The organism is Acidobacteriota bacterium (assembly GCA_028874215.1).
In the GTDB taxonomy this organism is placed as follows: domain Bacteria; phylum Acidobacteriota; class UBA6911; order RPQK01; family JAJDTT01; genus JAJDTT01.
Window position 1 is genome coordinate 1 of the sequence record JAPPLF010000002.1, and the last position, 4,161, is coordinate 4,161.

Genomic DNA, 4,161 nt, shown 5'->3' on the forward strand with positions numbered 1-4,161 from the left:
TCTCCGGCCACTCGGCCCACCGCACCTCGCCCCACCTCGCCGCCGTGAGCACCAGGAACTCGAAGGCCAGCATGGACACGGGCGCCGAGTTCGAGGTCCACACCTTCCGGAGGGCCGCCCCCACCTCGCAATGCGGCAAGGCCGGCCTGTGCCGCACCACGGCGTCCTGTGCTCCGAGGTCCGGCACGACCCGGTCGCAGGGGTTGTCGGTCCGGAATTCCATCGCCACGGCCCACTCCAGGACCGTGCGCATGCGCTGGCGCACAAGCCGGGCCGCGTGCGGCTTCACGTGCCAGATGGGGGCGAGCATCTCCAGGACATCGCCGCTCGTCACCTCCGAGACCGGCATCCGGCCGATGCGCCCAAAAGCGTAGCGCCGCAGGCTCGCCATCCAATCGTGGGCCTGCCTGGGATTGCGCCAGCCGGACCGCTTCTGCTCCACCACCCGCTCGGCGGCTTCGGCGAAGGTCGGCATGTTGCGCGTGCGTCGTCTCTCGGTCAGGGGATCCCCACCCTCGCGGGCCAGCTTGCGGTTGGAAACGGCCGCTCCCGGTGGTTGGAAACGGCCGCTCCAAGTCGCCGTTCCTCTTTCTCTGCTATCTTTGCGCTCGTGGCGAAACGCATCCATCCTGTCCGGCTGGAGGTCTACCGGCATCTCCTGACCTCGGTCCCCGAGGAGATGGGGACGGCGCTCCACCGGACCGCCTATTCTTCCAACGTCCGGGAGCGCCGCGACTATTCCTGCGCGCTCTTCGACTCGAAGGCGCAACTGGTGGCCATGGGGGACCACATGCCGGTCCATCTCGGCTCCATGCCCATGTCGGTCCAGGCGGCGCTCGACCATGAACCCCTGCAGCCGGGCGACGTGGTGATCCTCAACGACCCCTTCGCCGGGGGGACCCATCTTCCCGATCTCACCATGGTGGCGCCGGTGTTCGAACCCTCGGACGGGTTCGTCCACCCCGTCTTCTACGTGGCCGTTCGCGCCCATCACGCGGACGTGGGGGGAATGTCCCCCGGCTCCATGCCCCTGAGCCGGGACGTCTTCCAGGAGGGAATCCGGGTGCCGCCGTCCAAGCTCTACCGGCGGGGCCGATTGAACGTCGACCTGCTCCGCCTGCTCCTCAGCAACGTCCGCACGCCCTTGGAGCGGGAAGGGGATCTGGCCGCCCAGGTGGGGTCGCTGAGAGTCGGCGACAAGCGATTGCGGGTGCTGGTCGAAAAGAACGGCAGGCCTGAGGTGGAAAAGTACTGCCGGGCCCTCCAGGACTATTCGGCGAAGATCATGCGGCAAACCATTCGCCGGATTCCGGACGGACGCTACTCGGCCGAGGACCTGCTGGATGAGGCGGGCCCCGGGGAGGGACCGGAGCCGGTCCCGATTCGCGTCAGCGTCCGGGTCGCCGGACATTCCATGAAGATCGATTTTGCCGGATCGGCCCCCCAGATGCCCGGCTGCCTCAACGCCGTCGGAGCCGTCACCCGGTCCGCCGTCTACTACGTCCTCCGCTGCCTGGCTCCCGACTATGCTCCGGCCAGCGCCGGGCTGATGCGCTCGGTGCGCGTCTTGACGCCGAAGGGAAGCGTGGTGGACGCCCGGTTTCCGGCGGCGACGGCCGGCGGCAACGTCGAGACCTCCCAGCGAATCGTGGACGTCCTGCTCCGGGCCCTGGCCCAGGCCCTTCCCGAGCGGATCCCGGCCGCCAGCAGCGGCACCATGAACAACATCACCATCGGCGGCCTCCACCCCGGCACGGGCAAGCCCTTCTCCTACTACGAGACCATCGGGGGCGGCATGGGGGCCGGCCCGGCCGGCCACGGAACCAGCGGCGTGCACACCCACATGACCAACTCTCTGAACACGCCCATCGAAGCCTTGGAGTACGACTTTCCGCTTCGGGTTCGGGAGTACCGGTTGAGGTACGGGTCCGGCGCCAAGGGCAGGTATCGAGGGGGGGACGGAATCGTCCGGACCCTGGAGGCCTTGACCGACTGCACCACCACGATCCTTTCGGAGAGGCGGGTCAACCCTCCCTATGGTCTCAACGGGGGTGAGACGGGGAAAAAGGGCCGGAACTACCTGGTGGTCCGGGGCCGCCGCAAAAACCTCGCCGGCAAGGTGTCTCTCCAACTCTCGCCCGGACAAGCCGTCCGGATCGAGACTCCCGGAGGGGGAGGATGGGGGAGCAAGGAAGGAAGGAAACCGAAGACGGGAGAGGGGAAAGAGTGAAGCCGGAGCGGGTGATCGTTCGAGAAGTCAACCTTCCTCTCGTCCATTTCTTCGAGACCAGTTTCGGACGGATCCATGGCCGCCGGGTCCTGTTGGTGGAGGTCCGGGCGGACGGACTCTCCGGCTGGGGCGAGTGTGTCGCCGACGATGCGCCCGGATTCAGCTATGAGACGGTGGACACTGCCTGGCCGGTTCTGAGCCGTTTCCTGGTCCCGAGCATGCTGGGCGTCCGCTTCAGCCGGGCGGACGAGTTTCCGGGCCGGGTCCGTTCGGTCCGGGGGCATCCCATGGCGAAGGCCGGTCTGGAGGCCGCTCTCTGGGACCTCCAGGCCAAGGCGGCGGGCGTGCCCCTGTGGAAGCTCCTGGGGGGACGCCATCGCCGGATCCCGTGCGGAGTCTCCATCGGCATCCAGGATCACCCCGACATTCTCCTGCGCAAGATCGAGCAGGAACTGGAGGCCGGGTACCAGCGGATCAAGATCAAGATCAAGCCGGGTTGGGACCTCGATATCGTGGCTGCCGTACGCAAGCGCTTTCCCCGGATCTCGCTCATGGTGGACGCCAACTCCGCCTACAACCGGGCGGACTTCGACCACCTGGCCGGACTGGACCGGTTCGACCTGCTGATGATGGAGCAGCCCCTGGAGTACGACGACGTCTTCCGGCACGTGGAGCTCCAGGCCCGGCTCCGGACCCCCATCTGCCTGGACGAATCGATACGCCACCGGCGGGACGCGGACCATGCCATCACCGTGGGAGCCTGCCGCATCGTCAACATCAAGATGGGGCGCGTGGGCGGCCACACCGAGGCCAAGGCGGTCCACGACGTCTGCCGGGCCCGGAACGTTCCGGTCTGGTGCGGAGGGATGTTGGAGACCGGCATCGGGCGGGCCCACAACGTGGCCCTCTCCACTCTGGAGAACTTCACTCTGCCCGGCGACGTCTCGGCCAGCCGCCGCTATTTCCACCGGGACACGGCCCGGCCCCCCATCGAAGTCGACTCGGACGGGACCATCACGCCCACACTGGACCCCGGGATCGGTTACCAACCCGACCTCGAATGGATCGATCGCATCACCGTCCGGTCGGAGACGTTCCGATCCGCCTGAAACGCATGGGGTTCGGCGACTTGGAGCGGCGGTTTCCAACCGCCGACCAAGGGGTGTTGAGGGGACGTCAACAACCCTGTAGAATCCAGGGGTATCCAAATAGATCCCGGAATATCTATTAAGTGGTTTTATTTCTTTAGTTTAGACTTTCTCTCACCCCGTTTCGGCCTCCCCTGACGTCCCTTGATATCCAGCTCCATCCCGTTTATTATGGTGTAATGTCTGATGTAACTTATTCTCCCCTTTCGTCCCGGAAATCCAAGCCGAAGGGGCGCCACCCCCACAAAGCGCTTTCCGCCGCTTTCGTGCGCTCGGCCCCACCGGGCAAACACTGCGACGGCAACGGCCTGTACCTCTACGTCAAGCCTAACGGAGCCCGGAGCTGGATCCAACGCCTCGTCATCCGCGGTCGCCGCCGCGACTTCGGTCTCGGCGGTGTGGCGCTGGTGTCCCTCGCCGAAGCCCGCGAGAAGGCGCGGGCCAACCGCAAGCTTGCCCGCGAGGGTGGGGATCCCCTGACCGAGAGACGCCGCACGCGCAACATGCCCACCTTCGCCGAAGCCGCCGAGCGGGTGGTGGAGCAGAAGCGGTCCGGCTGGCGCAATCAAAGGCAGGCCCACGACTGGATGGCGAGCTTTCGACGCTACGCCTTTCCGTGCATCGGCCGGATGCCGGTCTCAGAGGTGACCAGCGGCGACGTCCTGGAGATCCTCGTGCCCATCTGGCACGTGAAGGCGCGCACGGCCGGGACCATGCGCCAGCGCATCCGCACGGTCCTGGAGTGGGCCGTGGCGATGGAATACCGGACCGACAACCCCTGCG

At 66.7% G+C, this 4,161-nt stretch carries 4 protein-coding genes; 3 read left to right on the forward strand and 1 reads right to left on the reverse strand.

The genetic code is table 11. The annotated features are described in order from the left end of the window. On the reverse strand, nucleotides 1-655 hold a 655-nt coding region (locus OXT71_00030; protein MDE2924775.1), incomplete at its 3' end, for a hypothetical protein. On the opposite strand from OXT71_00030, the gene OXT71_00035 reads away from it, so the two are divergent. The 3 genes from OXT71_00035 to OXT71_00045 all read left to right on the forward strand — a co-directional run. Continuing rightward, on the forward strand, nucleotides 611-2,230 hold the full coding sequence (locus OXT71_00035; protein MDE2924776.1) for a hydantoinase B/oxoprolinase family protein: 1,620 nt from the start codon (nucleotides 611-613) through the stop codon (nucleotides 2,228-2,230). The genes OXT71_00030 and OXT71_00035 overlap by 45 nt on opposite strands. After that, nucleotides 2,227-3,339 (forward strand): o-succinylbenzoate synthase, encoded by a 1,113-nt coding sequence (gene menC, locus OXT71_00040; GenBank protein MDE2924777.1) that lies wholly within the window; start codon nucleotides 2,227-2,229, stop codon nucleotides 3,337-3,339. The genes OXT71_00035 and menC overlap by 4 nt, the downstream gene beginning before the upstream one ends. 218 nt (nucleotides 3,340-3,557) lie before the next feature. Continuing rightward, the coding region (locus OXT71_00045) for an Arm DNA-binding domain-containing protein (protein ID MDE2924778.1) at nucleotides 3,558-4,161 on the forward strand (604 nt) is incomplete at its 3' end.